Origin of the sequence: Microbacterium sp. 71-23 (genome assembly GCF_001897265.1) — a bacterium.
In the GTDB taxonomy this organism is placed as follows: domain Bacteria; phylum Actinomycetota; class Actinomycetes; order Actinomycetales; family Microbacteriaceae; genus Microbacterium; species Microbacterium ginsengisoli.
The window spans coordinates 165,458-188,345 of record NZ_MKSL01000017.1; the positions used below are offsets into that span (position 1 = coordinate 165,458).

A 22,888-nucleotide genomic window follows, 5' to 3' on the forward strand; every position below is an offset into this window, starting at 1 on the left:
GTGACGAAGCTCCATGTCGCCGAGTACCTCGACATCGACGTGAACGCCGAGCGGTGGCACTGCCACGACTGCGGTCGCGACCTCGGCTCCGCACGCGACAACTACAAGCGGGGCCTGCTTGTCGGCGAGCGCGAGCCGAACGAAGTCCACCCCACCGTGATCGAGGGCGAATACACGTTCTCGCCGAACGGCGACTGGGTGCGGCTGCTCGAGTTCTACTGCCCCGGATGCGGTCGGCAGATCGAGACCGAGTACCTGCCGGCTGGCCACCCTCTCACTCATGACACGGAGATCGATATCGACTCCATCAAAGCCCGTCTCGCGTCCGGCGAGGCACGGATCAACGACGAAGGAAAGCTGGAGGTGGCGCTGTGAAGGCGATCGACATCGATGTCGGCGGGACGTTCACCGACCTCGTGCTGACATGGGACGATCGGCGTATCGTGGCGAAGTCGCCGACGACGCCCTACGACCTGTCGGTGGGGTTCCTGAACGTGCTCAACGAGGGCGCACGGCTCCTCGATGAGGGGGCGCTCCAGGAGATCCTCCCGCAGATCGAGATCGTGCGGTACTCGACGACCGTGGCGATGAACCGGCTCATCGAGCGGAAGGGACCCAAGCTCGGCCTGATCACGACCGAAGGGCACGAGGATGCCATCCTCATCGGCCGCGGCGCGCAGTGGACCGACGGCACCCGCATCGGCGAGCGCCGGAACCTGGCCGTGCAGAGCAAACCCGAACCGCTGATCAATCGCGACATGATCGTCGGCATCGGCGAGCGCGTGGACTCCACGGGTGCCGTCATCCGACCTCTCGACGAGGACGACGTGCGTGTCAAGCTGCGTCACCTGGTCGACAACGGCGCCCGCGCGATCGCCGTCTCGCTGCTCTGGTCGTTCCAGAACCCGGAGCACGAGCGTGCCGTGCGGCGGATCATCCGCGAGGAGTACAAGGGCTTCCACGTCGGCTACCTTCCGGTCGTACTGTCGCACGAGGTCGTCGGCAAGGTTGGCGAGTACGAGCGCACGATGACCGCGATTCTGGATGCCTACCTTCAGACGAGCATCAAGTTCGAGCTCGAGACCACCTGGGATCAGCTGCGTTCGAACGGCTATCGAGGCACGTTCTTGCTCACCCACAACACCGGCGGCAGCGCGGAGATCTTCAAGACCACGGCGAGCCGCACGTTCAACGGCGGCCCGGTCTCGGGCCTCATCGGCAGCTTCCACATCGGCAAGGAGCTCGGCTACCGCAATGTGATCGCGTCGGATGTCGGGGGCACGAGCTTCGACGTCGGCATGGTGGTGGACGCCTCGGTGCGCTCGTACGAGTTTCGTCCCATCATCGATCGCTGGATGGTCGGCATCTCGATGCTGCAGACCACCACGATGGGTGCGGGCGGCGGATCGATCGCGTGGGTCAACGAACTGCTCGGCAACCGCCTCGAGGTCGGGCCGCGCAGCGCGGGGTCCTATCCGGGTCCCGCCTGCTACGACCTCGGCGGCATCGAACCCACGGTGACCGACGCGGACGTCGTGCTCGGTTACATCGCTCCCGACGGATACTTCGGTGGGAAGATGCCGTTGAACCGCGACAAGGCGGTCGAGGCGATCCGCACGAGGGTGGCCGAGCCGCTCGGCGTGTCGGAGGCCGCCGCGCTCGTGCGCCGCATCGTCGAGCAGAACATGGCATCCGCGATCAAGCGCGAAGTGCATCTGCGCGGCTACCACCCCAGCGACTTCGCGCTGTTCGCGTTCGGTGGCGGCGGACCTACGCATGTCGCCGGGTACAAGGCGGATGTCGGCACGGTCGTGATCTTCCCGCAGGCGCCGGTGTTCTCGGCGCTGGGCAGCTCCGTGATGGACATTATGCACGTGTACGAGCAGAGCGGCCGGATGCAGTTCATGAAGCCGCTCACCGGTGAGATCAACATCGACAAGGAGCAGTTCAACTCCGCCGTCCAGAAGATGATCGACCGCGCCTTGCTCGATCTCGAGGCGGAGGGCCTCGCCGAGCGGGAGGTGATCTTCTCGGTCGAACTCGACATGCTCTACGGCGGACAGGTGCAGGTCAAGCGCGTATCGTCGCCGCTGTTGCGGATCGAGACCGACGACGATGCGCAGGCGATCTACGATGCCTTCGAGAAGGAGTTCTCCGAGGCGTTCAGCCCCTACGTGGTGAACAAGCCCGGCGGGGTCTATCTCGACGGGATCGTGGTCAAGGCGACAGTCGTCACGGAGAAGCTGACCCTGCCGGTGCTTCCGGTCGGCGACGAGTCGCCCGCCGCCGCGCAGACCGCGACGCGGGAGGCGTACTGGCCGGAGCTCGGCAGCCGGACGGCCACACCGGTCTACTCGTTTGATGCGCTCACGGCCGGCAACGTCGTCGTCGGTCCTGCGATCGTGGAAATGGACTTCTCCACGATCGTGGTGCCGCCGGTGCAGCGGCTGCGCATCGACGAGCACGGCCTGGGCATTCTCGAATCCGACACCGCGGGCGTCGACGCCGACTCTCGCGACATCCTGGAAGAGGTCAGCGCATGACGTACCCCACGCTCGAAGAGAAGATGAGCGCCCTCAAGGTGGTGCCCGCGACGGAGTATGAGCGCCAGTGCGTCGCGAAACTCCCCGCCGGTGACTACGAGATCGCTGTGCAGCGCACCGCCGACGTTCTCGACGAGGGGTACGAGGTCTTCATGCGCTCGTCCCGCTCGTCGATGGGTGTGGCTGGAGACTCGATCGTCGCGATGTTCACGGCCGCAGGCGACCTCGTGAACGCCTCCGCGGGCACCTACCTGCACGCCGTGATCCCGCCGATCGTGATCAAGTACATCCTCGATCGCCACGGCGAGAACCCCGGTGTCAATGACGGCGACATCTGGTACACGAACGATGCGCTGTACGGCGGCATCCACAATCCCGACCAGGTCGCCATCATGCCGGTGTTCTTCGACGGAGAGCTGGTGGCCTGGACGGCCGCCCTCTCGCACACCACCGAGACCGGTGCGATCGAGCCCGGGGGAATGCCGCTCTCGGCCACGAGCCGGTTCGAGGAGGGGATGAACCTTCCGCCGATGCGGGTAGGCCAGGGCTTCCGGATCAGCGAGGACGTGCTCGAGATGTTCGCCGCGTTCGGCATCAGGGCCGAGGCGAACGTCACGGTCGACATGCGGGCGCGCGCAACGACGGCTGATCGCGTGCGGGTGCGGCTGTTGGAGATGTTCGAGCGGGAGGGCAAGGACTTCATGTCCGGGCTCTTCCGCCGGATGCTCGACGACGCAGAGGCCGGTGCGCGGGCGCGCATCGCGAGCTGGGCGGACGGCACCTACCGTTGCGTCACGTTCAGCGACGCCGCGGGCTTGAGCTCGGGGCTGATGCGCAACTGCTCGATGGAGATGGTCAAGAAGGGCGAGCAGCTCACGATCGACTTCACCGGCACCAGCCCGGAGAACCCGTCCAGCTACAACGCCCACCCGCAGGCCGTCGTCGGGCACCTCGCGAACTACATCTACGAGTACGTCTTCCACGACCTGCCGATCAGCTCCGCGACCTTCGCGCCGATCGACTTCATCTTCCCCGAGAACTCGATGCTGTCACCCGATGTGCGAGCCGCCACATCGAACGCCGTGATGGCGGCGACGGGGGCGATGAGCGCGATCGCGAACTGCATCAGCCGCGCCCGGTTCGGATCCACAGACTGGCGCCAGGTCACTGCGAGCCAGGGCAACGGCGGCAACGCCTCCGTGCTTGCCGGGGTCTCGCAGTGGGGTGCGTTCTTCGCCGACATGATCGCCTATCCGATCAACACCGAAGGCCAGGGCGCGCACGCGACCTCCGACGGAATGGACGCATACGGCTTCCCGTGGTGCGCGTTCGGACGAGCCCCCGACGTGGAGTCCATGGAGAACGAGTTCCCCATGATCATCCCGATGTCCTCGCACTGGAAGGACTCCGGCGGCGCGGGCAAGCATCGAGGCGGGGTCGGGACGGCACAGCTGTGGGTGGCACACCATGCCCCGTTCGTGTTCGCCATGGCGATCGCCGACAACTCGATCATCCAGACGCCCCAGCCGCTGTTCGGTGGGTACAGCCAGCCCACCGTGCCGGGCGTCGTGCTCGACGGGGTCAACGTCGTCGAAGCGCTCGCCACGGCCGCGTCGGGTTCGCTGACGCTCGAGGCGCTCCTGGCGGGAGAATTCGGCGGCACGGTGCGATCGGGCACGTACGGCAGCGCGATCCACCCTGTAAACGGCGGCGACACGATCATCATCGGGCTGTCCACGGGCGGCACTGGCTACGGCGACCCCATCGACCGCGACGTCGATGAGATCGATCGCGACCTCGTCAAGCGGCTCGTCTCGCCCGAGGCCGCAGAGAACGTCTACGGCGCCGCACTAGACCGGCACGGTCGTGTGGACCGAGACGGCACGGTCGCCCGCCGCGCCGAGATCGTCCGCGAGCGACTGACGCGCGGCGTTCCCTACGACGAGTTCGAGACCGCATGGCTGTCCCGCAAGCCCAAGGACGAGATCATGCAGCTGTTCGGTTCCTGGCCCGACGGGGCGGTAGTGACGCCGGTGATGCGTCCATGACCCACCCATCCCTGGCGGCCCTGGCGGTACCGGGCGGCTCCGGCGTCGCCGCACCGCTCGCCCTTCGCGCCGCAGCGCGAATCCAGGAGCGCGACTGGGAGGAGTTCCTGCGCAGCCCCACGCAGCTGGCGAATGGATGCCGAGATCTCGTGGACGCGATCGCCCCGGACGTCATCATCGTGACGTCGCCCATGGTGCTCGCGGAGGAGGCGGCGGACGGCCCAGTCACCGCGGCGCCGCACTATGCGGCGGCGCTGGAAGCGGTCGGCCGACTCACAGAGTCCCTCACGCACCGCGCGGCGGTGGGCGTCTGTATCCCCGGCCCATCGGTGCTCGTCGCGACGGGAGAGCGCACTCCGGAGCAAGCGGTCACGGAGGTCACCGAGGCGGGCCGGGTAGCCCTGCACGCCGGCGCGCACGTCGTGCTGATCGACGAACCCGAACCCATCGACGGCGCGAGTCTCGCGACCCTCGACAACATCGCCCGGTTCCACCAGGCGTACGTCGTCGTGATAGGCGAGGCGTGGGGCGGTGTGCTCGGCAGCTCGATCGTCCCGCTGGGCGATCGCACCCCCGGCAGCGGGCTCACCGTGACGCCGGGTGAGCTCGGCCGCGGTATCGACATCAGCGAACTGGCCGACTGGGTCTACGACGTCACGTCATGATCGGCTGACCCGCGTCCGCCCGTCTCACCGACAGCATCCAGCTCGACTCCGAGAGGAAAATCATGAAGGCGATGGTCTACGACGGCGACGGCGCCGTCACGGTGGAGACGGTGGACGATCCCGTCCTGGCAGCGCCCACGGACGCGATCGTTCGCATCGATCTGACGACGATCTGCGGGTCGGACCTGCACATCCTCGGCGGCCACGTCCCCACGGTCACAGCGGGTCGGGTGCTCGGGCACGAGGGCGTCGGCACCGTGATCGAGGCCGGTTCGGCGGTCGTGGGCGTGTCGCCGGGAGATCGGGTGCTCATCTCGGGGATCACCGGGTGCGGCAGCTGCCGGTACTGCCGGATCCGCATGTACAGCCAGTGTGAACGTGGCGGCTGGATCATGGGAAATACGATCCACGGCACACAGGCGGAGCTCCTGCGCGTCCCGTTCGCCGACAGGAGCCTGTATCGGGTGCCCGAGCGACTGCGGGACGAGCAGGTGCTGTTCCTGGACGACCCTGTGGTCACCGCCTACGAACTGGGATTGCAGCGCGCGGGCGTGAAGCCCGGCGAGTCGATCGCCATCGTCGGAGCGGGGGCGATCGGACTGAGCGCCGTCCTGCTGGCACCGCTGTTCGGCGTCGGGAAGGTGATCGTCGTCGACACCGACGACAACAGACTCGAAGCGGCACGCCGCTTCGGTGCCGACCTGACGCTCAACCCGCGGGATGCCGACGTCCTGGACGAGATCCGTGCCTACACGGGCGGCAGGGGCGTGGACGTGTCGTTGGAATGCGTCGGTGCCCCCGCGACGTTCGAGACCTGTATCGAGTCGCTCGCGCCCGGCGGACGACTGGCCAACATAGGCATCCACGGCGTCCCCGTCGAACTCGCCCTCGAGCGACACTGGATCCGGAATCTCACGATCACCACCGGCCTGGTCGACATCCGTGAGCTCCCCACCCTCCTGGCCCTGGCCGCGGACGGTCGGCTGGATGTCACTCCGCTCGCGACGCACGCGTTCTCCCTCGCGGACGGCAAGCGTGCCTACGACACCTTCGCGCACGCGGCTGAACACGGCGCGGTGAAGGTCACTCTCGCTCCGCACCCCGCCGAGGTCGCGGCGTGAGCGGCCTTGGCGGAGCCTCCGCGATCGTCACCGGCGGCACCTCGGGCCTCGGGGCCGCGGTCGCCGCTGCCGTGGTCGACGCGGGTGGGACGGCCGTCATCGTGGGCCGCAACGCCGACGCCGGTCGCGCCTTTGAGAGCGCTCACCCGGGCGCGGGCCGATTCGTTCGCGCGGACGTCACAGACAGCGACTCACTGGGGGCTGCAGTCCAGCAGGCCGCGGAGGCGGCCCCGCGGGGCCTGCGTGTCGCCGTCGCGGCGGCGGGGTCCGCGATCGTGCAGAAGACAGTCGGCCGGGATGGTCCGCACCCGATCGAGTCCTTCCAGCGGATGCTGGATGTCAATCTCGTCGGGGCGTTCCAGCTTCTTCGTCTGGCCGCGTCCGCGATGGCCGGCAACGACCCCGACGAGGAGGGGCAGCGCGGCGTGATCGTGCTCACATCGAGCGTCGCCGCATTCGAGGGGCAAATGGGTCAGGTGGCGTACGCGGCCGCGAAAGGCGGGATCGTCAGCATGGTGCTCCCTGCTGCGCGGGACCTCGCACGTTCCGGGATACGCGTCATGGCGGTGGTCCCGGGAGTCTTCGACACCCCGTTCATGGACCTCTTGTCGGAAGAGGCGCGCGCGGGCGTTGCGGCTTCGGTGCCGTTCCCTTCGAGGCTGGGGCGGCCAGACGAGTATGCCTCCCTGGTGCTCGAGATCGTCCGCAACCCGATGCTCAACGGCGAAGTGATCCGCCTCGACGGGGCTCTCCGGCTCGCGGCGCGCTGACGCGTCATCGCTCGAGCGGCATCGACCGACACACCGACACGAACGAGAGGAACAGAACACATGGCCTATCAGAACCAGACCGCGGTGGTGACAGGAGCAGCTGGTCAGATCGGCGCGGCGATCGTCGCCGAACTCGTGGAGTCCGGTGTGCGAGTGCTCGCCGTCGACCTCGATGCGCAGGCGCTCGACGTGCTCTACGCCGGCAATGACGCCGTGCTCACGCAGCAGGCGGATGTCGGCGATGAGGACTCCGTGAAGGCCGTCTCCGCACGGGTCGCCGAGGAGTTCGGGACGTTGGCGATGCTGGCGAACAACGCTGGCATCGAGGGTGTGGTCGCACCGATCGCCGACACGGACGCGGCGAACTTCGACCGAGTGATGCGCGTGAACGTGCGCGGGCCGTTCCTCGGGCTGAAACACCTCATGCCCCTGATCGAGGACGGCGGAGCCGTGGTGAACACATCGAGCGCGCTGGGGCTGGTGGGCGCCCCGGGTTTGGCCGCCTACGTGACGAGCAAGCATGCCGTCATCGGCCTCACCAAGGTGGCCGCTCTCGAAGGCGCCGCCCGCGGCGTCCGGGTGAACGCGGTCTGTCCCGGCCCGATCGAAGGACGGATGATCACGGCTTTGGAGTCCGCCATCTTCGGAGACAGCGGGGTCACTTTCGCGAGCGTCGTTCCGCTCGGCCGACACGGCACGCCCGCGGAGATCGCCCACTTCATCGCGTTCCTCCTCAGCGACGCAGCGCGTTACATCACGGGCACCGCGCACTCGATCGACGGAGCGATGGTAGCGACCTGACCGGAGATCGGATGGAGTGAGCATGTCAGACGTCGTCATCGAGGAGCGAAGAGGACACATCCTGCTGGTCACGCTCAACCGGCCCGAAGCGCACAACGCCGTCAACGGCGCGGTGTCGCGGGCGCTGGGTGAGGCGTTGGAAGCGGCGGAGCGGGATACCGAGATCCGCGCAGTGGTCGTCACGGGAGCCGGCGAGAAGGCCTTCTGCGCTGGGGCTGACCTGAAAGAGGCCATCACTTCGCTCGATGGGCTACTGGACTCGACCACTCATCCGTGGGGGTTCGCAGGCTACACGAACCATCTCATCTCGAAGCCCACGATCGCTGCTGTGAACGGACTCGCGCTGGGGGGTGGAACCGAGATCGTGCTCGCGAGCGACCTCGCGATCGCGGCGGAGCACGCGACCTTCGGGCTCCCCGAGGTCGCTCATGGCATCTATGCCGGGGGCGGTGGAGCGATTCGCCTTCCTCGGCAGATCCCGCCGAAGGTCGCGATGGAGCTCCTTCTGACGGGACGTCCCTTCTCCGCGGCGGAGGCCCTCCAATGGGGTCTCGTCAACAAGCTGGTCGCGGCACACGATCTGCTGCCCGAGGCGTTGTCGTTGGCCGAGAAGGTCGCTTCGAACGCACCGCTGGCTGTTCAGGCCACCAAGCGCATCGCGCGCGGCATCGAAGACGCACATGCACGCGATGAGGAAGGTGCTTGGCGCCTATCGAACGCCGAAGGTCGGCTTGTCCTTGCTTCCATCGACGCGCGCGAAGGGCTTCACGCGTTCTCGGAGAAGCGGGTGCCGCTATGGAGACGAGGCTAGAAGCTGCGGCTAGGCCGCGTTCGCAGAACGCAGGATGGCAGCTGCCCTCGACGCCCCATAGCTCACGCGTCGAAGGATGCCCTCGAAGTCGCCGGGTGCGAAGGATGCGGCGTCTCCCGAAACCGACAGCGCGGCGATCGGGCCGCCACCTGGGATGATCACGGGCGCGGCCACGCAGGCAAGCGTGTGGAGAGACTCTCCCCGGTCGATCGCCACCCCTGACTGCCTGACCTTCCACAGCTCCTCGCGCAGCGCCGACTCCTCGACGATCGTGTTGGCGGTCCATGCGTGACGCGGGCCGCGCAGAGTCTCCTCGAGCGCCCGCGGGTTGTGGGCGAGCAGCATCTTTCCGACTGCGGTGCAGTAGGCGGGCATGCGCGCGCCGATCCTGCTCGGCGTGCGCAGTCGCTGATGCCCCTCCAGCTTGTTGAGGTACACGACATGCGATCCGCTCAGCATCGCAAGCTGGACTGTCATGTGGGTCGCCTCGTAGAGGTCGGCGAGGAAGGGCGTGAGAAGATCCCGAACGCGGTCCTGTCCTGGCGTGCTCGCCTGGGCTCCAAGCTCGTGGATCACGCGTCCGAGACGGTAGGCCGTGCCTGCCCGCTCGAGGACGCCGTTGCGCTCGAGCATTCCGAGCAGTCGGAATGTCGTCGACTTGCTCAGCCCCGCCCGCCGCGCAAGCTCGCTCACGCCTAGTCCGAGCTGGGCGTCGTTTCCGAAGGCCGTCAGTACGCTGATCGCCTTGTCCACAGCAGTCCGCTCTTCCCGCGCCTCGTCGGTCGTCGTCTTCGTCATGGTTCGACTCCATCCTCACTGATGCAGCGTCGTGGTCTCTTCCTCCATTGTCAGGCCCTTCAGCACATGTCACAACGGACGACTGGTCCATTAAAATGGACGTTACCACCCACGATTGGAGTCGACCGATGGCCATCGCCGACGTCGTAGCGCGAAACGTTCGGCGGTTCCGTGAGGAGCGCAACCTTTCTATCGCCGCCCTCGGACGGGACGCCGGACTGGCAAAGCAGACCATTGCCGCGATCGAGTCAGGCAAGGGCAATCCCACCGTGGAGACTCTTGACAGTCTCGCCGCGACACTCGGTGTCAGCATCCGAGCGTTGCTCACCGAGATGGGCTCCGAGACCCTCCTGCAGCGGGGTGACGCGATTCAGTGGCAACCTCAGGGCGCCCTCCGAATCAGGCACCTCGATCAGGTCTTCGGCTCCGGATACGTCACCAACACCGTGCTCCAACTCGAGGCCAACCGCGGAGCATCTCGGCATTCATCAGGCAGCCGAGGCGCACTGCGGCACTGCTACGTGCTGGAGGGTCGGGTCCGACTCGGGCCAGTCCTTTCACCGACCAGCGCGAAGGCGGGCGACTTCATCAGGTTCCCTGCGGACAGTGAGCACCTCTTCGAGGCGGTGACTCCTGTGGCATCGGTGTTCGTCTGCACGACCGCACCCCAGCTATCGATGTCCGGTCGCGAGCGCCAGTTCTAGCGGTCGAAGTCGACGACGAGCTTGCCGAGCACGTCTCCATCCAGAAGCCGCTGGAAGCCCGTCGAGATCTCGTCGAACGCGATCGTCTCGAGGTGCGGACGAACACCCGTCGTGTCGAGGAGGCGCAGCAGGGCTTCGAACTCGGGTCGGGTGCATCCGGTCGATCCGATGATGCGCAACTGCTGATAGAAGACACGTTGAAGGTCGGCGGGGGGCATCGCGCCGCTCGTCGCCCCTGCGATGACGATCGCTCCGCCCGGTCGCAAAGCACGCAGAGAGTGCGCCCAGGTCGCCTCGCCGACCGTCTCGATCACGACATCGACGCGCTCAGGCAGCCTTGCCCCAGGCTCGAACGCCTCGACCGCACCGCATCGGAGCGCGAACTCGCGCTTCTGCTCGCTGCGTGCCGTTGCATACACCCGAGCTCCCGCAGCCCGCGCGAGAGCGATCGCGGCGCTTGCCACTCCGCCGCTCGCTCCCTGAACGAGCACTCGGTCGCCGGCCTTGACAGCGGCGCGGGTGAAGAGCATCCGGTAGGCAGTACCCCATGCGACTCCGAGGCACGCCGCTTCCGTGAAGAAGAGCGAGGCGGGCTTGGCCACGATCATCGACTCCGGAAGCAGGATATAGTCCGCGAGCGTGCCGTCAATGGTCTCCGAGAGCAATGAGCGCTGCGGATCGAGCGTGGAGTCCCCACCTCCTCGCGCCGCGTCGCCCATCACCGGATAGACGACGACCTCTCGCCCATCGTCGGTGACCCCAGCTGCGTCGCAGCCGAGAATGATAGGGATCCTCTCCGGAGGGTGCCCGATTCCACGGAGAGTCCACGTGTCGTGCGGATTGAGCGAGGCCGCCCTCACTCTCACTCGTGTCCAACCCGGTCTCGCCTGCGGGTCAGGACGAGTAGTCAGTTCCAGCCCGGCGAGCGGATCGTTCGGGTCCTGCGAGACGGCGACGGCAGCGCGCACTGCTTCCTCCTCTAGTCCGTTACGATCCTGCCCGGCCGAGGTGGGCGGACTGCACCCGGTGTTCCGGAGCGCGGCACGCAGACTCGATCCGCCCGGCGCGATAGCTGACGATGGTGCCATGACCACCGATCTCGATGTCGTCCCCGCGGAGCTGATCGCTCTCGCGGATGCGCTCCGCGATGCCGAGGCGACACGGTCCGCCGTGCCGCCGCCGTCGAGCCTGCAGGCGGGGCTGAGTCTGGACGAGGCGTACCGAGTCCAACGGCTGAACATCCACCGTCGTGCACAGAGGGGTGAAGTGCTCGTGGGTCACAAGGTCGGGCTCACATCGCTCGCAATGCAGCGACAGCTGGGCGTCGACCAGCCCGACTTCGGCGTGATCACCGACCGGATGGTGATTCCCAACGGCGGCTCCATCGACGTCGAAGACCTGATCGCCCCGCGCCTTGAGGCGGAGTTCGCCTTTCGCTTCGCCAGCGATCTCCCTGCGACTCCGACGCTCGACGAGCTCACGGCGGGCCTAGGCGGCGTCGCCGTCGCGATCGAGATCATCGACTCGCGAGTGGCCGATTGGAGGATCACGCTCGTGGACACAGTCGCAGACAACGCGTCGAGCGCGAGGATCGTCTATGGCGACTTCGAGCCGGCGAGCGAGGCGACGATCGCAGCGCTGCCGTCCACGGTGATCACGCTCGTGCAGGACGGACAGGACGTCGCGAGCGGTCCCGGCTCGGCGGTGCTCGGCGACCCCCTGACTTCGCTGCACTGGCTCGCGTCCGCCATCGGCGAGTACGGCGACCGATTCCGTGCGGGGGACGTGGTGCTCGCTGGCGCAGTGGCCGCGGCTGTCCCTCTGACCCCGGGCTCGACATGGGAGGCCACCGCCGAAGGGTTCCGCCCAGTTTCGCTGAGTTCGACAGCGCACGTCTCGACGTCCCAAGGCAAGTGAGCAGACCATGACCATCACGCAGTTGCCCAGCACCCACGAGGGCGAACGCCCGATGTTCCCGACCGGCGAGATCCGTCGCCCGTCCGGATTTGCACCGAACATCGATGTCTCCGGTCTCGTCGACAGCGACAACGGGCTCATCGATCGTTCCGTCTTCACCGATCGGCGACTGTATGCGCAGGAGCAGGCACGCGTCTTCGCGACGAGCTGGCTGTTCCTCGGACACGTCGAGCAGCTGCAGAAGGCGGGCGACTTCTTCACGACCTTCATGGGCGAGGACCCCGTCATCGTCACGAAGGACAAGAGCGGCCGCATCCGAGCGTTCCTCAACTCGTGCCGTCATCGCGGGGCCCGCGTGCTCCGCGCGGACTATGGCACGACACGTGCCTTCACCTGCACCTACCACGGGTGGTCATACGACCTCGAGGGCAAGCTCATCAGCGTGCCGAACGAAGGGGGCTATCAAGCCGAGACGTGGGATCGCGAGGACTGGGGACTTCTCGAGGTCGCTCAGCTGGACACGGTGCTGGACTTGATCTTCGCGACCTGGAACCCGAGCGCGCCGCCGCTGCTCAACCAGCTCGGAGACATGAAGTGGTACATGGAGGCTTTCCTCGATCGTGACTCGGAAGGCACCACGATCGTCGGCGGCATCACGAAGTGGGTGCTGAAGGGGAACTGGAAGCTCGCCGCCGAGCAGTTCGGAACCGACTGGTACCACGTCAACATGTCCCATGCCTCGGCGCTCATGGTCCTCTCGCCCACTGGCAAGGGACCGAAGGCTGACATCGTGAACACTCCCGGCCGCCAGTACTCCGACAACCGTGGCAACGGCACGGGCTTCCCGACCCACCCCAAGAGCCGCTTCGACGCACAGCCCGTCCACGAGTACTACGACTACGCGGCACTGCGGGAGCGACTGGGTTCGGCCCGGGTGGAAGGGCCTCTCACCACGGGGCACGCGACGGTCTTCCCCAACTTCGCATACCTTCCCGTCAACGGCAGCATCCGCGTCTGGCACCCGAAGGGGCCCGACGAGATGGAGGTCTGGGCGTGGACCGTGCTCGACAAGTCAATGCCAGAGGAGGTCCGCACGGCGCAGCGCCTCTACAACCTCCGCACCTTCGGCCCCTCGGGGATCTTCGAGCAGGACGACGGCGAGAACTGGAGCGAGATCCAGGCGATCTCCCATGGTTGGCGAACGAACACCCTGCCCTTGAACTATCAGATGGGCATCGGCACCGAACAGGACGACGGTGTGCATCCGGGCTCGACGAGCGCACTGTACAGCGATGCCGCGGGAAGGCGGTTCTACGCGCGATGGGCGGAGCTCATGAACACGCCGGCGTGGCACGAGGAGGCTACTGATGGCTGAGGGAATCGTCGTCGCCGACATCGATGACGTCCCTGAGGGGGAGGGGATCAAGATCGACGCTGCCGTGACCGGCACCGTCGACGACATCGCCGTGTTCAACGACGACGGCGAGTTCTTCGCCCTCGACGACACGTGCTCACACGAGAAGGCCTCCCTGTCGGAGGGATGGCTCGAGAACGGCGTCGTCGAATGCCCTCTCCACGCGGGCAAGTTCTGTCTCAAGGACGGCGCCGTGATGTCTATGCCCGCGACCGAGGACGTCGCGTGCCACCGGGTAATCATCGATGGATCGCAGCTGCGCGTCGTGCCCAATCCCGCGAGGCTCGCATGACCACAGGTACGCCGCGCGACGCCGGTCGCGTCGTGATCATCGGTGCCGGGCTGGCCGGCTACAGCGCCGCCGAGCAGCTCAGATCTCTTGGCCATGAGGGCGACATCGTGATCGTGGATGGCGAGCCTGCGCCATACGATCGGCCACCGCTGAGCAAGGAGCTCTTCGCCCCTGACTTCAGCCTCGACAAGCTCGCGTTCGCCAGCGCGCAGAAGCTGGCGGAGAAGCGCATCCAGACGAAGTTCGGCTCCGGAGCCGCGGCGATCGACCCGGCGGCACTCGCCGTCACGCTTCACGACGGCGAAGTGATCGCGGCGGACACCATCCTGATCGCCACCGGCGGGCGCGCCCGCACCTTGCCCATCCCCGGAGCCGATCTTCCCGGCGTGCATGTTCTGCGCACGTTCGCCGATGCGTCGGCATTGCGCGCGCGTGTCACGCACGGCTGCCGCGTCGTGATCATCGGAGCCGGTCTCATCGGCGCGGAGCTCGCCTCGTCGGCTCTTGCGGTGGGCGCCGACGTCACGCTGATCGATCCGGTCGATGTGCCGCTCACACCCGCTGTCGGCGAGCTGCTTGCAACCCATCTCCACGGGATGCACGCGGAGCGCGGCATCGACGTGCGGGTGGGAGTCGCATCTGCGATCGAACCCGTGCCGGACGGACTCGAGGTCGTCCTCGACGACGGCACGCGATGCGCCGCCGACCTGGTCGTCGTCGGCATAGGCATCATCCCGAACGTCGAGCTGGCCGAGTCCGCGGGTATCGAGGTCGACGGAGGCTTGCTCGTCTCGGCGGACTACCGCACAAGCGCGCCGGACGTCTTCGCCGCCGGCGACGTCATACGCCTTCGCGGCGAGGACGGTGCGCTGCTGCGCCGCGAGGAACACTGGGAGGCAGCCCAGCTGAGCGGTCAGCATGCCGCCTACGGGATGCTCGGGCTAGAGCCGCCGTCGCGGGGCGCGCCATGGTTCTGGACCGATCGCCACGGCATCCACCTCGAGGCCGTCGGCCGGCTCTCCGGTCCCGGCGACGTGGTCGTGAGAGAAGGCGGCGATCATCCTGCCGTGTTCCTTCTCGATGAAGGGCTGCTCGCGGGAGCGGCTGCGATCGACGACGCCATGACGGTGCGCGCCGCACGTCGCCTGATCGATCAGCGCATCCCGGTCAGTCGCGGCGAGCTCTCCGATCCGTCGGTGCCCCTTCGCTCCCTCCTCAAGGCACGCAGATGACCGTGTTCCGGCGACCGGCACGGCCGGTTGAAGCGGTTCCGCAGACGAAGTGAGATGAGACCATGTCCGACAGCCACCTGAACCCGGCGACCCTGAACGGGGCGACGTCGGTCGGCGCTGGAATCCTGGACGATGAGATCGACGGGATGCGCCTGGCAGACGCTGACACGCATTTCGAGGTCAACCAGTTCTACTTCCTCGAGGCGGAGTTCCTCGATGACGGTCGCTTCGCGGACTGGCTGGAGATGCTCGCGGAAGACCTGCACTACTGGGCCCCGACGCGCACGAATCGCCTGCGCCGGCAGCAGGCCCTCGCCGTCTCGGCGCCCGGCGAAGCGGCGTTCTACGACGAGACCAAGGACTCGCTCGCGTGGCGCATCCGCCGATACGACTCGGGCATGGCCTGGGCGGAGGACCCGCCGTCGCGCACGCGCCACCTCATCTCGAACGTGTCGGTCCGCGAGCGCAGCGACGGGCTGCTCCAGTCCCGCAGTGCGTTCATCGTGTACCGGAACCGGCTGCAGACCGAAGTCGATCTCTATGCCGGCGGTCGCAACGACGTCCTGCGGCGCACGGGCGCGCACGGCTTCGAGATCGTCAAGCGCACGATCCTCTTCGAGCAGAACGTCCTGCTGATGAAGAACATCAGCACGTTCTTCTGATCCGCACATCCCCTCCGCACGCACCACCGAAAGGCATTCTCCATGACCGCCACTGCTCTCGAGACGAGCACCGTCGACACGACCCTCGGCCCGATCGCGGTCACGGTCGTCGGCGAGGGCGAGCCCCTCGTCCTCATGCACGGCGGCGGGCCGGGCGCGAGCGCGCTGGCGAACTACCGGGACAACCTGGGAGCTCTCGAAGGTTTTCGGGTCATCCTTCCCGACCAGCCGGGGTTCGGCGGCAGTTACCGCCCCACCGAGGAGGATCTCGCTGAACGCTCGATCACCGAGATCACGGTCGATGCGATGTACCAGATGCTCGACGCGCTGGGGGTGGACACGTTCTTCCTGCTGGGCAATTCGCTCGGAGGCGCTGCGGCGCTGGCCATGGCGATCGCCCAGCCGGTGCGCGTCACGAAGCTCGTCCTCATGGCCCCGGGAGGTGGCTGGCTGCCGACGGCCCCGACGCCGACAGAGGGCCAGAAGGAGATGTTCCGCTACTACAACGGCGAGGGCCCGACCTTCAGCAAGATGAAGAACTTCGTCCGCGTCATGGTCGCCAACCCGAAGCTCTTCGACGACGCCAGCATCCAGGCCCGCTACGAGGCCTCGCTTGACGCGAGCCACATCGAGTTCTACCACCGCTACAACACCGCGTTCGCTCGCCGGGGCGGCATGGATCCGCTTTGGAAGGATCTCGAGAAGATCCTCGCCGACACGCTCCTGCTGTGGGGCCGCGACGACCGCACGATCACGCTCGACGGAGCCTGGATCATGCTCAAGAATATCCGGAAGGTGCAGCTGCACGTGTTCGGCGGCTGCGGCCACTGGGTGCAGGTCGAGAAGAAGGCGGACTTCGAGCGACTCGTCGTCGGATTCCTGGGGCCGGGCACATGACCGGATGGCTCGAGGGTGACGTCGCGTTCATCACCGGCGCCGGATCCGGCATCGGCAGGGCCGTCGCGCTGAGATTCCTCGAGGAGGGTGCGGCGGGCGTCGCCGTGGTCGGTCGCGACGCGGAGAGACTGCAGTCCACGATCGATGCCGCGGGTGCGGAGGCCGATCGTGTGCTGCCCGTCGTCGGAGATGTCCGTTCGACATCGGATCTGAAGGCGGCCGTCTCGGCTACGGTCGACGCGTTCGGCAAGATCGATGTCGTCGTGCCGAACGCTGGAATCTGGGACTTCAACCGATCGATCACGAAGACCACGCCTGAAGAGATCGAGGGCATCTATGACGAGCTGTTCGACATCAACGTCAAGGGCTACCTGCTGACGGTCTCGGCGACCTGGCCGGAACTCGTCAAGACGAAGGGGAACGTCGTCATGACGCTCTCCAACGCCGCGTTCTACGCGGCCGGAGGCGGTCCCGTCTACACCGCAGCGAAGTTCGCCGCGAGAGGCCTCGTTACCCAGCTCGCCTATGAGCTCGCCCCTCACGTCCGAGTGAACGGCGTCGCCATCGGCGGACTTCGCACCGATCTGCGCGGGCCGGCCGCCGTGGGGATGGACGCGCGATCCATCGAGCAGTCCTTCGCCAAGCGCGACGACGCCCCCGGCCCCAACATGTGGGTTCCGCTGCACGACGCCAGCACCGACCCCGTCGACTCGACCGGTCCATACGTCCTGCTGGCGTCGCGCCGCAACGCGAGCGTCGTAACGGGCGCGATCATCAACGCCGACGGCGGGGTCGGTGTCCGAGGGTTTGCGACGGCCGCAGGAGGAGATCACCTATGACGAACGTTTCGCTGGGCTCTGCGCTCCCGCCGGGTTTCGAGCGCTTCTTCGCGGTCGACGGCGTCGACGACGCCCCCGCGCTCATCGGCATCCGATCGGTCCGTTCCGGCCATCTGGTCGACGCGTACCCCGCCGGTACCCACGACCTCGAGCTCGCGACGCACGGACTCGTGTCGGCCGCAGACGTGCAGCGCGTCACCCACGAGGTGCTCAAGGCGAGTCCCCGCTCTCGCCGAGTCATCCTGGCAGTACCCGAACAAGACCTCACTGCCATCGCCTGGGCGGAAGACGCTGGATACCGATTCGTGGTCGATGTCGAAACGCTCAGCGGCAGCTTCTCGCTGCTCGTGACCGAACCCGATTGGGTGCTGGCGCAGCCCCACATCCTCGAAGACATTCCCCTGAAGGAGTAGTCATGGGCAAGACGAAGATCGCCATCATCGGCTCAGGAAACATCGGCACTGACCTCATGTTCAAGGTCATCCGTCTCTCCGACACGCTCGAGATGGGAGTGATGGTCGGGATCGATCCCGGCTCAGACGGACTCGCCCGCGCCGCGCGACTGGGTTTCGAGACGACACATGAGGGCGTCGACGGACTCATCGCCAGTCCGCAGTTCGACGAGATTGAGGTGATCTTCGACGCCACCAGCGCGTCGGCGCACAAGAAGAACGCCGAGAAGCTGCTGCCGTTGGGCAAGAAGCTCGTCGACCTCACCCCTGCCGCGATCGGGCCGTACGTGGTTCCGGCCGTGAACCTCGGCGACCACTTCGACGCACAGGACATCAACATGGTGACGTGCGGTGGCCAGGCCACGATCCCGATCGTCGCGGCGATCAGCTCGATCACTCCCGTGCACTACGGCGAGATCGTCGCATCCATCGCCTCGAAGTCGGCCGGGCCCGGTACGCGCGCGAACATCGATGAGTTCACCGAGACGACCTCGTCGGCGATCGAGGCGGTCGGCGGTGCGGCTCGAGGCAAGGCGATCATCATCCTCAACCCGGCCGAGCCTCCCATGATCATGCGCGACACCGTTCAGGTGCTCACGAGCCGTCTCGACGAGGCCACGCGAGGGGCGGTCGCCCATGCCGTCGCCGACCAGGTGGCAGCGGTCGCGGAGTACGTGCCCGGCTACCGCCTCAAGCAACAGGTCCAGTTCCTGGACCAGGGACCCGAGTTCGACACTCTTGTACCCGCCGACCGCGTGCAGGAGGACGGATACACGCGAGTGACGGTCTTCCTGGAGGTTGAGGGCGCGGCGATGTACTTGCCGAGCTATGCCGGAAATCTCGACATCATGACCAGCGCAGCACTGCGCGCAGCCGAACGACTCGTCGTCGCGGCCCGGGAGAAGGAGGCCGTCGCATGACGAGGATCTATCTGCAGGATGTCACGCTCCGCGACGGCATGCACGCGGTCCGCCACCGGATCGCCCCCGCGAAGGCCGCGGAGATCGCTGCGGCGCTCGACGCGGCGGGAGTGGATGCCATCGAGGTCTCTCACGGTGACGGTCTCGCCGGCAGCTCGCTGATCTACGGGCCGGGCTCGAACTCCGACTGGGAGTGGATCGAAGCCGTGGCGGGTGCAACGAAGAACGCTGTGCTAACGACGCTGCTGCTCCCCGGCATCGGCACGCTTCACGAGCTGCGACAGGCGTTCGACCTCGGCGTGCGCTCCGTGAGGATCGCGACGCACTGCACGGAGGCCGACGTCTCGGCCCAGCACATCAGCGCCGCCCGCGAGTGGGGGATGGACGTGTCGGGCTTCCTCATGATGTCGCATCTCAACGATCCGACATCCCTCGCGCAGCAGGCGAAGCTCATGGAGTCGTACGGCGCGAACTGCGTTTACGTCACGGACTCCGCCGGACGCCTGACGATGGACGGCGTGCGGGAGCGGATCCGTGCGTATCGCGACGTGCTCGACCCGGCCACACAGATCGGGATCCACGCCCACCAGAACCTCTCGCTCGCGGTCGCGAATTCCATCGCCGCCGTGGAGGAGGGTGCGTACCGCGTGGACGCCTCGCTCGCGGGACACGGCGCAGGCGCCGGCAACACACCCATCGAGCCTTTCGTGGCGGTTGCGAAGTTGCTCGGCTGGGAGGTGGGCGCCGATGTCTTCGCTTTGCAGGATGCCGCAGACGACCTCGTGCGGCCGCTCCACGACCGCCCCGTCCAGGTCGACCGCGAGACGCTGTCCGTCGGTTACGCGGGTGCGTACTCGAGCTTTCTGCGGCATGCCGAGCAGGCGGCCGCCGTGTATCAGCTGGATGCCCGCGACATCCTGGTCGAGGTCGGCCGACGCAAGCTCATCGGCGGTCAGGAGGACATGATCACCGACATAGCCCTCGACATGGTCGGCGCCGCCGGTCCTCTGGAGCGCTGACGGGAATCCGGCGCGTCCTGGCCCCGAACCCGGGGCCGATGACGCTCGACGGCACGAACACATGGGTGATCGACGTGGGGGCCGGAGTGCTCATCGTCGACCCCGGCCCCGCGGATCGCGCGCACCTCGACGAGGCGATCGGCGCGTCCGTAGTGGCAAGCGTGCTTCTGACGCACCGACACCCCGACCACTCGGCTGCTCTGGACATGCTGCCGAGCGGCACGCCTGTCCACGCCGCGGACCCCGCCCTCGCGCGATCGAGCGCGCCGCTCCGCAGGGGGGCGATGCTCGCGTTCTCACCCGTCCGGATCGAGGTGCTGTCCACGCCGGGACACACGGACGACTCGGTGTGCTTCCGCGTCGACTCGGAGGGCGCGTCGTGTGTGATCACGGGCGACACTCTGCTCGGCGGACGCCACGCCACGTTCGTGTCACGTCGCTCCGGCGACCTCGATGCGCTGCTCTCCTCCCTCGCGACGATTTCCTCCCTCCGGGGCCTGCCCGGCCTGCCCGGGCATGGGGACTTCATCCCCGATGTCGGGGCACACGCCTCGGCAGCGCTCGCGCATCACCACCGCCGGCTCACGAGACTCGAGAAGCTCCTTCGCGCGCATCCCGACCTCGACCTGGAGTACCACCTCCGCTCTCGGTATCCGAACGATCCGGGTCGGCGGCGTGCGGCGGCGTGGATGGCGCACGTGGAGGCGGACTACCTGCGATCGACCGGACGCCTGTCACGTCCTGTCGGCCCTCTCGACCCCCCGTAGGGCTCCAGGCGGAGTAGCAACGACGCGTGCTTTTTGGCGGCACGCTGTGCCGCCAGGTCCAGACACGTCGTTTCTGCGTCGGTTCGCAAGTGCGTGGGACGATCAGCGGATTTGAACGCAACCGTGCCCGCGACCGCTCGCAAACGAAGAGTTCTTCGGTCACGGCATAGAGCGCGTCGAGCCACCTCCACCACCAGCCTGCTCCGATCATGTCGGAGTGGGGTGTGCAGGTGACAGTCGCCACAGAACGCTGCGCGGCCGTGTGGAATCCTGAGAGTGAAACCACCGCCAACCACCCTGGAATCGCGGGGATCTTCGCCATGTCCAGCAGGAACCGAGGTGCCGCAGAGCTCAGCGAAGGACCTCGCCGATCGGTCTACGGGACGCGGCGACACGGTAGACGACGCCGAGACCGCGCGACCCTCGCCACTGTTCGGGGGTGAGCGCGCCGACGAGCAGTTCGAGGAGTCCGCACGTCGTCGGATCGTTGACTTCGCCGCGGCCCCGCTTCGCGCTGCCGCGCTGCCCCATCTGTTCGAGCCGCGCGATCGGAAGCAGCTCCGCGACGGGAGCCTCGTGAGCAGTCATCTATCGGCCTGCCCTCTCGAGGTGCGGTCGGGGCCTAGGGGTGAACTTCCAGATGCTGGCCGCGATGATCGCGAGGATCACTGTGGTGAAGACGCCGAGCACGATCCAGCCCGCGGTCTGCCAGCCGGGGAATTGCAGAGCGAACGCCCAGCGGATGCCGTCGTTGGCAAGGACGGCGGCGGGGAACGTGAACACCCAGTACTGCATCGTGAACGGTGCCCGCAGATACCCGGGCAGGAGAGCGAGCTGAACGAGGAACATGAACAGCACGATCCCGCCCAGGATCTCCTGGATCACGTCGACGCTCCCGCCGGTGGCGGCGAACCACGCCACGCTCGCTGTCCCCGGTGGGGTGACCAGGATCGCCAGGGCGGGTCGCGACGCGGGCGGCAGCGGTGCCCCGGTAACGAGGCGGGCCATCACGATGGTGCCGATCACGAGCCAGAAGAACACCCCGATGCCGATCGCGGCGATGGCCGCTTCGTGCTGGGCGACGCTCGTGAAGCCGATGCTGGCGATAAAGGACCCGGCGACAACCGGCAGGAAATAGCCTGGATGGAGTGCGTCGCGTTCGATCGACGCTGTGAGCCAATGGGCGACCAGTTGCGCGGCGATCACGGCCAGGACTGTTGTCGCCGCCAGGATCAGCCACACGGCCGCGTCCCCGAGGTAGGGCGCGTAGTGGGCGATCAACAGGATCGCGACGACGGGGATATAGGCCGTGAACGGGCCCGTCAGCGGATGCCGCAGGTCGGCGGTGAAGGACGCGATACGACGCAGCCCGCCGGTGAGGTAGACGACGGTGAAACCAGCCCAGATCAACGTGGCGATGGCGAAGGAGACCTCGGCCGGGATCGGACTCGCGCCCAGCTGTGTCGATGCCGCCGACCAGGCGCCGCCGAGACCGGCCAGACCGAGCGGGATCGCGAACAGGTTCAACGGCAGCCACGGCGCGTCCGGCTCGGCCCGGGTCGTGCCGGCCCGGGATAGTGCGGGACTCGCCGAGGCGCTCACGCGGCCAGGTCCCTGAGGGTCAGCAGTTCGCGGTAGCGGGCGGCCCGGGCGGCGAGCTGCTCGTCGGTGAGGTCCCAGGTGCCGTGGATGATCTGCGGCTCGAGCCAGATAACGCCGAGGCGCTTGGCGAGGGCCTCCATCGGGATCAGCACCTGCCGGATCGGCCAACCGTGGAATCCCTCGGGCTGGTAGGCGTCCTGGACGCCGCCGTTGGAAATCGCGACCCGCAGGGTCTTGCCTTTCAGCACGCCGGGCTTGCCCGTGCCGTAGGCCCAGCCGCGCGTCATGATCTCGTCCAGCCACTGCTTGAGCAGGCCCGGTGTCGAGTACCAGTACAGCGGGTACTGCAGCACGATGTTCTGCGCGCTCTCCAGCGCGGTGCGCTCGGCATCGAAGTCGATCTGCCCATCCGGGTACAGCTCGTGCAGGGTGCGCACCTGCACCGCGGGAAGCCCTTCGAGTTCGTGGACGAGGGCGGCGTTGATCCGTGACTCGCTCAGGTCGGGATGCCCCACGACAACAATGATCTCTGCGATCTGCTGCTCAGTCATTGTGTTCGGTCTCCGTGACGTTGGTGGATGTGATGAGGGGGGCATCCGTCGAGGTGCACTGGG

Annotated in this window: 25 protein-coding genes; 20 read left to right on the forward strand and 5 right to left on the reverse strand. The window is 67.1% G+C overall.

Annotated features, from left to right (window positions below; genetic code table 11):
- The 8 genes from BGO15_RS07405 (at nucleotide 1) to BGO15_RS07440 (ending at nucleotide 8,759) form a co-directional block, all read left to right on the forward strand.
- The gene (locus BGO15_RS07405) at nucleotides 1-375 is read left to right on the forward strand and encodes an acetone carboxylase subunit gamma (protein ID WP_056206908.1); all 375 of its coding nucleotides are present in this window, start codon (nucleotides 1-3) and stop codon (nucleotides 373-375) included.
- Nucleotides 372-2,543, forward strand: coding sequence for a hydantoinase/oxoprolinase family protein (locus tag BGO15_RS07410; RefSeq protein WP_273188214.1), 2,172 nt, complete (start codon nucleotides 372-374; stop codon nucleotides 2,541-2,543). Before BGO15_RS07405 ends, BGO15_RS07410 begins: the two co-directional genes overlap by 4 nt.
- Nucleotides 2,540-4,591 carry a hydantoinase B/oxoprolinase family protein gene (locus tag BGO15_RS07415; protein WP_056519847.1) on the forward strand — a complete coding sequence of 684 codons (2,052 nt, stop codon included), beginning with the start codon at nucleotides 2,540-2,542 and terminating at the stop codon, nucleotides 4,589-4,591. The genes BGO15_RS07410 and BGO15_RS07415 overlap by 4 nt, the downstream gene beginning before the upstream one ends.
- Nucleotides 4,588-5,256, forward strand: a complete 669-nt coding sequence (locus BGO15_RS07420) for a hypothetical protein (protein ID WP_156454812.1) — start codon at nucleotides 4,588-4,590, stop codon at nucleotides 5,254-5,256. The genes BGO15_RS07415 and BGO15_RS07420 overlap by 4 nt, the downstream gene beginning before the upstream one ends.
- A gap of 62 nt (nucleotides 5,257-5,318) precedes the next feature.
- On the forward strand, nucleotides 5,319-6,377 hold the full coding sequence (locus BGO15_RS07425; protein WP_056206903.1) for a zinc-binding dehydrogenase: 1,059 nt from the start codon (nucleotides 5,319-5,321) through the stop codon (nucleotides 6,375-6,377).
- The gene (locus BGO15_RS07430; protein WP_056206902.1) at nucleotides 6,374-7,147 is read left to right on the forward strand and encodes an SDR family NAD(P)-dependent oxidoreductase; all 774 of its coding nucleotides are present in this window, start codon (nucleotides 6,374-6,376) and stop codon (nucleotides 7,145-7,147) included. Before BGO15_RS07425 ends, BGO15_RS07430 begins: the two co-directional genes overlap by 4 nt.
- A gap of 60 nt (nucleotides 7,148-7,207) precedes the next feature.
- Complete coding sequence (locus BGO15_RS07435) at nucleotides 7,208-7,948, forward strand: SDR family NAD(P)-dependent oxidoreductase (protein ID WP_056206900.1); 741 nt, start codon at nucleotides 7,208-7,210, stop codon at nucleotides 7,946-7,948.
- Between the two features lie 22 nt (nucleotides 7,949-7,970).
- Nucleotides 7,971-8,759, forward strand: coding sequence for an enoyl-CoA hydratase/isomerase family protein (locus BGO15_RS07440; RefSeq protein ID WP_056206898.1), 789 nt, complete (start codon nucleotides 7,971-7,973; stop codon nucleotides 8,757-8,759).
- Nucleotides 8,760-8,768: 9 nt separating this feature from the next.
- Here BGO15_RS07440 and BGO15_RS07445 read toward each other — a convergent pair whose 3' ends face one another.
- Nucleotides 8,769-9,557, reverse strand: a complete 789-nt coding sequence (locus tag BGO15_RS07445) for an IclR family transcriptional regulator (RefSeq protein WP_056206896.1) — start codon at nucleotides 9,555-9,557, stop codon at nucleotides 8,769-8,771.
- Nucleotides 9,558-9,685: 128 nt separating this feature from the next.
- On the opposite strand from BGO15_RS07445, the gene BGO15_RS07450 reads away from it, so the two are divergent.
- Nucleotides 9,686-10,261: a helix-turn-helix domain-containing protein gene (locus BGO15_RS07450; RefSeq protein WP_056206894.1), complete on the forward strand. Its 576-nt coding sequence runs from the start codon at nucleotides 9,686-9,688 to the stop codon at nucleotides 10,259-10,261.
- Here BGO15_RS07450 and BGO15_RS07455 read toward each other — a convergent pair.
- Nucleotides 10,258-11,349 (reverse strand): zinc-binding dehydrogenase, encoded by a 1,092-nt coding sequence (locus tag BGO15_RS07455; RefSeq protein ID WP_197425737.1) that lies wholly within the window; start codon nucleotides 11,347-11,349, stop codon nucleotides 10,258-10,260. The genes BGO15_RS07450 and BGO15_RS07455 overlap by 4 nt on opposite strands.
- On the opposite strand from BGO15_RS07455, the gene BGO15_RS07460 reads away from it, so the two are divergent.
- From BGO15_RS07460 to BGO15_RS07510, 11 genes are all read left to right on the forward strand, one after another.
- Nucleotides 11,348-12,178 carry a 2-keto-4-pentenoate hydratase gene (locus BGO15_RS07460; RefSeq protein ID WP_056206889.1) on the forward strand — a complete coding sequence of 277 codons (831 nt, stop codon included), beginning with the start codon at nucleotides 11,348-11,350 and terminating at the stop codon, nucleotides 12,176-12,178. The two genes, BGO15_RS07455 and BGO15_RS07460, sit on opposite strands and share 2 nt — an antisense overlap.
- A 7-nt stretch (nucleotides 12,179-12,185) precedes the next feature.
- A complete protein-coding gene (locus BGO15_RS07465; protein WP_082486412.1) occupies nucleotides 12,186-13,553 on the forward strand; it encodes an aromatic ring-hydroxylating oxygenase subunit alpha in 1,368 nt (455 codons plus the stop codon).
- Nucleotides 13,546-13,884 (forward strand): bifunctional 3-phenylpropionate/cinnamic acid dioxygenase ferredoxin subunit, encoded by a 339-nt coding sequence (locus BGO15_RS07470; RefSeq protein WP_056206887.1) that lies wholly within the window; start codon nucleotides 13,546-13,548, stop codon nucleotides 13,882-13,884. Before BGO15_RS07465 ends, BGO15_RS07470 begins: the two co-directional genes overlap by 8 nt.
- Nucleotides 13,881-15,116: an NAD(P)/FAD-dependent oxidoreductase gene (locus tag BGO15_RS07475; protein WP_056206883.1), complete on the forward strand. Its 1,236-nt coding sequence runs from the start codon at nucleotides 13,881-13,883 to the stop codon at nucleotides 15,114-15,116. The genes BGO15_RS07470 and BGO15_RS07475 overlap by 4 nt, the downstream gene beginning before the upstream one ends.
- A gap of 62 nt (nucleotides 15,117-15,178) precedes the next feature.
- The gene (locus tag BGO15_RS07480) at nucleotides 15,179-15,778 is read left to right on the forward strand and encodes an aromatic-ring-hydroxylating dioxygenase subunit beta (RefSeq protein ID WP_082483029.1); all 600 of its coding nucleotides are present in this window, start codon (nucleotides 15,179-15,181) and stop codon (nucleotides 15,776-15,778) included.
- Between the two features lie 42 nt (nucleotides 15,779-15,820).
- Complete coding sequence (locus tag BGO15_RS07485) at nucleotides 15,821-16,675, forward strand: alpha/beta fold hydrolase (RefSeq protein ID WP_056206880.1); 855 nt, start codon at nucleotides 15,821-15,823, stop codon at nucleotides 16,673-16,675.
- The gene (locus BGO15_RS07490) at nucleotides 16,672-17,514 is read left to right on the forward strand and encodes an SDR family NAD(P)-dependent oxidoreductase (RefSeq protein ID WP_056206877.1); all 843 of its coding nucleotides are present in this window, start codon (nucleotides 16,672-16,674) and stop codon (nucleotides 17,512-17,514) included. The genes BGO15_RS07485 and BGO15_RS07490 overlap by 4 nt, the downstream gene beginning before the upstream one ends.
- Nucleotides 17,511-17,927: a hypothetical protein gene (locus BGO15_RS07495; RefSeq protein WP_056206873.1), complete on the forward strand. Its 417-nt coding sequence runs from the start codon at nucleotides 17,511-17,513 to the stop codon at nucleotides 17,925-17,927. Before BGO15_RS07490 ends, BGO15_RS07495 begins: the two co-directional genes overlap by 4 nt.
- A 2-nt stretch (nucleotides 17,928-17,929) precedes the next feature.
- Nucleotides 17,930-18,886: an acetaldehyde dehydrogenase (acetylating) gene (locus BGO15_RS07500; RefSeq protein WP_056206870.1), complete on the forward strand. Its 957-nt coding sequence runs from the start codon at nucleotides 17,930-17,932 to the stop codon at nucleotides 18,884-18,886.
- A complete protein-coding gene (gene dmpG / locus BGO15_RS07505) occupies nucleotides 18,883-19,905 on the forward strand; it encodes a 4-hydroxy-2-oxovalerate aldolase (protein WP_056206867.1) in 1,023 nt (340 codons plus the stop codon). The genes BGO15_RS07500 and dmpG overlap by 4 nt, the downstream gene beginning before the upstream one ends.
- 38 nt (nucleotides 19,906-19,943) lie before the next feature.
- On the forward strand, nucleotides 19,944-20,672 hold the full coding sequence (locus tag BGO15_RS07510) for an MBL fold metallo-hydrolase (protein ID WP_056206864.1): 729 nt from the start codon (nucleotides 19,944-19,946) through the stop codon (nucleotides 20,670-20,672).
- 351 nt (nucleotides 20,673-21,023) lie between these two features.
- Here BGO15_RS07510 and BGO15_RS07515 read toward each other — a convergent pair whose 3' ends face one another.
- Genes BGO15_RS07515 through BGO15_RS07525 form a run of 3 tightly spaced genes read right to left on the reverse strand, consistent with a single transcriptional unit; the run spans nucleotide 21,024 to nucleotide 22,825 of the window.
- The gene (locus BGO15_RS07515; protein WP_056206861.1) at nucleotides 21,024-21,260 is read right to left on the reverse strand and encodes a hypothetical protein; all 237 of its coding nucleotides are present in this window, start codon (nucleotides 21,258-21,260) and stop codon (nucleotides 21,024-21,026) included.
- A complete protein-coding gene (locus BGO15_RS07520) occupies nucleotides 21,261-22,274 on the reverse strand; it encodes an SLAC1 family transporter (protein ID WP_167626500.1) in 1,014 nt (337 codons plus the stop codon).
- Nucleotides 22,271-22,825: an NAD(P)H-dependent oxidoreductase gene (locus BGO15_RS07525; RefSeq protein WP_056208472.1), complete on the reverse strand. Its 555-nt coding sequence runs from the start codon at nucleotides 22,823-22,825 to the stop codon at nucleotides 22,271-22,273. The genes BGO15_RS07520 and BGO15_RS07525 overlap by 4 nt, the downstream gene beginning before the upstream one ends.
- Nucleotides 22,826-22,888 lie beyond the last annotated feature (63 nt).